This window comes from Clavibacter sp. MX14-G9D, from assembly GCF_032917815.1.
Lineage (GTDB): Bacteria > Actinomycetota > Actinomycetes > Actinomycetales > Microbacteriaceae > Clavibacter > Clavibacter michiganensis_K.
This window is the reverse complement of record NZ_JAVCVL010000175.1, coordinates 1-5,861: the sequence shown is the minus strand read 5'-3', so window position 1 is coordinate 5,861 and position 5,861 is coordinate 1. Positions and strand designations below refer to the sequence as shown.

General features: G+C 73.1%; 5 protein-coding genes. 4 read left to right on the top strand and 1 reads right to left on the bottom strand.

Annotation, left to right across the window (positions count from 1 at the left end; all coding sequences use genetic code 11):
* A partial coding sequence (locus Q6969_RS12330) for a beta-L-arabinofuranosidase domain-containing protein (RefSeq protein WP_317230702.1) occupies positions 1 to 2,005 on the bottom strand: 2,005 nt, incomplete at its 3' end.
* A 241-nt stretch (positions 2,006 to 2,246) separates the two neighbouring features.
* Between Q6969_RS12330 and Q6969_RS12325 the strand changes: the two genes are divergently transcribed.
* The 4 genes from Q6969_RS12325 to Q6969_RS12310 all read left to right on the top strand — a co-directional run.
* Positions 2,247 to 3,533, top strand: coding sequence for a sugar ABC transporter substrate-binding protein (locus Q6969_RS12325; RefSeq protein WP_094114838.1), 1,287 nt, complete (start codon positions 2,247 to 2,249; stop codon positions 3,531 to 3,533).
* On the top strand, positions 3,530 to 4,480 hold the full coding sequence (locus Q6969_RS12320; protein ID WP_258070402.1) for a carbohydrate ABC transporter permease: 951 nt from the start codon (positions 3,530 to 3,532) through the stop codon (positions 4,478 to 4,480). The genes Q6969_RS12325 and Q6969_RS12320 overlap by 4 nt, the downstream gene beginning before the upstream one ends.
* Entirely contained in the window at positions 4,477 to 5,382 is a 906-nt protein-coding gene (locus Q6969_RS12315) for a carbohydrate ABC transporter permease (protein WP_317230701.1), read from the top strand. The genes Q6969_RS12320 and Q6969_RS12315 overlap by 4 nt, the downstream gene beginning before the upstream one ends.
* Positions 5,383 to 5,474: 92 nt before the next feature.
* A partial coding sequence (locus Q6969_RS12310) for a LacI family DNA-binding transcriptional regulator (RefSeq protein ID WP_317230700.1) occupies positions 5,475 to 5,861 on the top strand: 387 nt, incomplete at its 3' end.

Sequence of the window (5,861 nt, the reverse complement as noted above, 5' to 3'; positions counted from 1 at the left end):
CGCCGTCCGCGCCGCCGGCCCGCGTGCCCTCGCCGCGGAAACCGTGGTCGACCTCGGGCTGCTGCTCACCCGCCGCGACGCGGTCGAGGACGTCCGCGTCGCTCCCGGCGGCGTCCATCGCCCGCAGCTCGGCGACGCGCGCCGCGGGATCCGCGCCGGTCGGCCAGACGAGCGTCGTGCGCTCGTCGTGGATCCCCGCGAACGGCTCGAGCGCGACCGCCACCCGCGCGCCGTCCCGCCACGCGTCGAGCCGGAAGGAGAGCGCGTCGCGGTCCACCAGGGCTACGGCCGACGCGGGATCGACGGCGGTCACCACGGGCGTCCGCTCCAGCGGCACCCTCGGCGCGGGGGTCACGTGGCCCATGCGCGTGTCGGCGGCGAGGGAGGTGGCGATGCCGTCGCGTCCGTCGCGGGAGGCGAGCGCGACCGGGCCGTAGCGGAACGACGTCCACGCCGATCCATCGGGCAGCGGCTCCGCCCGCACCTCCATGCCGAGCCGCACGGTCACGACCGTGGTGCCCGACCAGGTCCGGCGCACCACGGCCTCCGCGGCGTCGGGCGCGGCGACGACCGGGGCCGACCCCGCCACCTCGACCTCCATGGAGGTCGCCCAGCCCGGCCGGCGCAGCCGGAGCTCCAGGTCGACGGGCGCCGCGGCGGTCAGCGTGACCGTGGCCGCGCCGGTGCGGGCGACGTCGCCCTCGATCCTGGCCCGGATCCCCCGCTCGGCCCAGTCCAGCTCGGTCGGCACGTACAGGCCCACCAGCAGGGCGTCGTCGGCGTGGGCGAACACCTGCTCGCCGGCGCGGGCGTGGTTCTCCATCCCGGTGCCCGCGCAGCACCACATCGACTCCTCGGCGACGGAGTAGACGCGGTGGTGCGCCGGGCGGAGCGACGTGAAGTAGACGAGCCCGCCGTGCTCGGGGTGCTGGGTGGAGAGCACGTGGTCGAGGGTCGTGCGCTCCACCTGGTCGAGGATCGCGGCGTCGCCGGTGCGCGCGTACCGGAGCCGCGCGAGCTCGAGCATGTTGCGGCTGTTGCAGGTCTCGGGTCCCTGCTCGTCGAGCACCATGGGCGCGAAGTCGCGGGCCGGGTGGAAGTGCTCGCGCACGCTGTTCCCGCCGATCACCACGCTCCGCCGGTGCACCACCGAGTCCCAGAATGCGTCGGAGGCGGCGAGCAGCCGGGCGTCGCCGGTCATCCGGCCGAGGCGCTCGATGCCGACGAGCTTGGGGATCTGGGTGTTGGCGTGCAGGCCGTCGAGCGGGTCGCGGCCGGCGGCGAGCGGATCCACGAGGGCCCGGTGCACGAACCGCCCCGCCTCCCGCAGCAGGTCGTCGCGGCCGGTGACGTCCGCGAGCGTCGCGAAGGCGTCGCACATGCCGCCGTGCTCGGTCGCGAGCATCCCCTCGAACGCCTCGTCGGAGAGGTGCGCGGACACCCCGAGCCACCAGTCGGCCATGCCCTCGGCGAGGCGGAGCGCCCGCGCGGATCCGGTGTGCGCGTGCGCCTCGAGCAGCCCGGCGAGCGTCTTGTGCAGGTTGTAGAGCGGCACCCACCGGCCCTCGAGGTCGAAGGTGTCCGCGTCGATCCGTCCCGCGGCGATGGCGCGGCCGAACTCCCGCCCGTCGGGGACGCCTCCGAGGAAGCCGTCGCCCGCCGCCTCCTGGCACCGCTCGAGCACGTCGAGCATGTGCTCGAGCCGGGGGAGGAGGCGCGGGTCGCCCGTCGCCGCGTGCAGCTGCGCGAGCGCGGAGAGCACGTGCCCGCCGATGTGCCCGTCGAGGCCGATCGCCTCCCAGCTGCCGTAGGAGGGGACGGGGGAGTCGAGGCCCGCCTCCCGCAGGTAGGGCGCGAGCAGCCGGTCGGGGTCGAGGCGCAGCACGTACTCGACGTCGGTCAGCTGGGCGTGGCGCAGCGGGCCGTCGCCGAGCCGCACGGCGGAGAGGGGGAAGCCGTGGACGGCGGCGAGGCGGGGGCGCGGGGCGGAGGGGGCGACGGTCATCGGGATCCTCGGGTCGGTCTGCCGCGGGCCGTCGGTCCACGGGGCGGGTCCCGGGCGGCGGTGCCGGGGACGCGATGCCGGACGCGGTCCGGGCGGTCCCGCCGCGGCCGGGTCGCGGCCTTGACGGGTAGTACATCGATGCACATAATCTAGTACAACGATGTAGAAGGCGCCATGGTGGCGCGTGCGGCCGCCCGGCCGAGCCCCGCGGGGCCGACACGTCACGGACACGAGGAGCGCGATGAAGCGGACCACGAGGAGGCTGGTCGCCGCGGCGACCCTGGCGATCACGGGCCTCGCGCTCACCGGGTGCTCGTCCGGATCGGGATCCGCGGACGACGGCACCGTCACGCTCTGGATCCGCGACTACGAGAAGGCGCTCGTCGAGCCGCTCGCCGAGGCCTACAACGCCACCCACGAGACGCAGGTGGAGATCACCCTCGTGCCGTCGCCGAGCTACGTGCAGAAGCTCGCGACCTCCATCGCGGGCGGCGACCCGCCGGACGTCGCCGCGCTCGACCTGGTCTTCACGCCCTACTTCGCGCAGGCCGGCGCCCTCGTCGACATCACCGACCGGGTCGACGCCCTCGGCTACGCCGACGACTTCAGCCCCGCGCACGCGTCGGTCTCCTCCTTCGAGGACCGCACCTACGCCGTCCCGTTCACCGGCGACGTCTCCGTGCTCTTCTACAACAAGGGGCTGTTCGCCGAGGCCGGGCTCGACCCGGAGGACCCGCCCACCACGCACGAGGAGATCCGCGCCGCCGCGAAGGCCATCACGGAGCTCGGCGGCAGCACGTACGGCTACTCCATCCCCGGCGCCTGCGGCGGCTGCCTCATCTTCGGCTTCACCCCGCTCATCTGGGGCAGCGGCGGCGACGTGCTCTCCGAGGACGGCCGCACCGCCACCCTCGACAGCCCCGAGGTGGCCGACGCGCTCGAGCTCATGCGCGGCATGTGGACCGACGGCAGCATGCCGTCGCTCGCCCGCACCGACGCCGGCCCGAACACCGCGACCGCCTTCCAGCAGGGAACGGTCGGCATGATCGCCGACGGCACCGCCACCATGGGCGCGCTCGTCGCCGGCGGGAAGGTCGACTTCGGCGTCACGCCGCTGCCCGGGAAGGACGGCGGATCCGCGTCCTTCGGCGGCGGCGACACCCTCGCCATCCTCGAGGGCTCGCGGAACGTCGACGCCGCGTGGGAGTTCGTGGAGTGGGCCACGGGCGAGGAGGCGCAGACGATCCTCGCCGAGCAGTCCGTCGTGCCGATCCGCACCGACCTCCTCGACGACGTGTACGTGCCCCAGGACCCGCGCTACCAGGTCTTCGCCGACGCGCTCCGCGTGGGCCACGTGCCCTTCAGCCCGGTCGAGAACGAGCTGTTCAACGACAACAACGGGGTCTGGGTCAACCTGATCTCGCAGTCCGTGTTCGGCGGGGACATCCCGGAGGCGCAGCGCGAGGCCCAGGCCGACGCGCAGCGCATCCTCGACTCCGTCGTCTACGTCGAGGAGGACGAGAAGTGACCGCACCCGTGATCACCCGGCTGGAGGGCGCGGTCGCGTCCCCCGCCCGCACCGCCGTGCGCGACCGCGGCGGCATGGCCCGGCGGCGGCGGCGCACCGGCATGCTCCTGGTGCTGCCCGCCGTCGCGATGCTCGTCACGTTCTTCATCTGGCCGCTCATGCGGACGGTCGCCATGTCGACGTACACGTGGCCGCTCCTCGGCAACCGCGCCTTCACCGGCCTCGCCAACTACGTCGAGGCGTTCCAGGACCAGGCGTTCCTCCGCGCGGTCGGCTTCACGCTCGTCTACACGGCGGTCGTGACCCCGGTGCTGCTCGTCATCGGCTTCGCGCTGGTGCTCCTCATCCAGCGCCGCACGCGCGCGGCCCGCGTGTTCCAGTCGGTGTTCTTCCTGCCGGTCGTGGTCGGTCTCGCCTCCGCGAGCTACCTCTTCCTCTTCATGTGGCAGCCGGTGATCGGGCCGACCATGACGGCGCTCGCGGGCCTCGGGATCGTCGACGTCTCGACCAACATGTTCGGCGGTCCCGTGACCGCGTTCCTCGTGGTCGTGAGCATGGTCGCGTGGAAGTCGGCGGGGCTGCAGATGCTGCTCCTGCTCTCGGGCTTCCAGTCGATCCCGCAGGAGGTGAACGAGGCCGCCGAGGTGGACGGCTCCACCCGCTGGCAGCGCTTCGTCTACATCACGCTGCCGCTGCTGCGGCCGACCCTGGCGCTCGTGCTGGTGTTCAGCGTCGCCGGGTCGCTGCTGGCGTTCGACCAGTTCTACATCATGACCGCGGGCGGGCCCGACAACGGCACGATCACGGCCGTCTACGAGATCTACCGCTCGTCCTTCATCCGGCTCGACCTCGGCTACGGGGCCGCGCTCTCCATCATCCTCATGGTCGTCCTCGGCCTCGTCAGCGCAGCGCAGATGCTGCTCCTCAGGAACTCGGACCACGCATGAGCACCCAGGCCCCCGCCCGTCCCGCCTCGCCCGCCGACGCCCCGCGCGGTCCGGCGCCCGCCGTCCGCGGCCGGGACGCCCGCGGCCTCGGCGCGGTCCGCGCGTCCATGCCGCGCGTCGCCTGGTACGTCGCGTGCGGCTGCGTGGCGCTGCTGTTCCTCTACCCGCTCGGGATCATGCTCGGCACCGCGCTCACGGCGCCGGACGGCACGGTCGGCCTCGGCAACCTGCAGCGGCTGCTCACGCCCACCGGCGGGCTCGACCTCGTGACGAGCCTCCGCAACAGCGTCTTCGTGTCGCTGCTGGTCACCGCGCTCACGGTCGTGGTGTCGACGCTCGCCGGATACGCGTTCGCGCGGCTGCCGTTCCGCGGGAGCGACGTGGTGTTCTTCCTGGTGCTGATCACGTTCATGATCCCGTTCCAGGCGATCATCACGCCGCTGTTCCTGACGCTCATCGAGCTGGACCTCGACAACAGCCTCGTCGGCCTCTCGCTGGTGCTCGCCACCTTCAACCTGCCGTTCGGGATCTTCCTCATGCGGAACTCCTTCCAGGCGGTGCCCGCGAGCCTCGAGGAGGCGGCGCTCATCGACGGCAACACGCCGCTGCAGGCGATGCGCCGGGTGATGCTGCCCATCGCGATCCCGGGGGTCGTGTCCACCGCGCTCCTCACCTTCTTCTCGGCGTGGAACGACTTCTTCGCGACCCTCATCCTCATCACCGACCAGAGCCTCTACACGCTGCCGGTGAGCCTCAACATCCTCTCCGCCGGGCAGAACAACACGGTCGACTGGGGCCTGATGCAGACGGGCGTCGCGGTCACGGTGATCCCGTGCGTCGTGCTGTACCTGCTGCTCCAGCGCTACTACGTGGCCGGCCTCATCAGCGGCGCGGTCAAGTAGGCGGACCGCGCCGCCCCCGCGTGCGAGGCTGGGGCGGCGCACCCGACGCCCGCACGGTCGGACGGGCGGCGCCGGGATGCGAGGGGGAGCGGATGGCGGCCACGATGAGCGACGTCGCGCGGGCCGCGGGCGTCTCCGTCAAGACCGTCAGCAACTTCTTCAACGGCTACCCGTACATGCGCGACGGGACCCGCGCGCGCATCGAGGCGGCGGTCGCCGAGCTCGGCTACCGCATGAACGCGTCGGCCCGGAACCTGCGCTCGGGCCGCTCGCGCATGATCGCGCTCGTGATCCCCGAGCTCGCCAGCGCCTACCTCGCGCCCCTCGCGCAGGACGTGATCGACGCCGCCGACGAGCTCGGCCTGTCGGTGCTCGTGGAGACCACCGCCGGCCGCCGCGACCGCGAGATCGGCGCGCTCTCGGGCCTGCACCGCCAGGTGCTCGACGGCGTGATCTACGAGCCGCTGGCCCTGCACCAG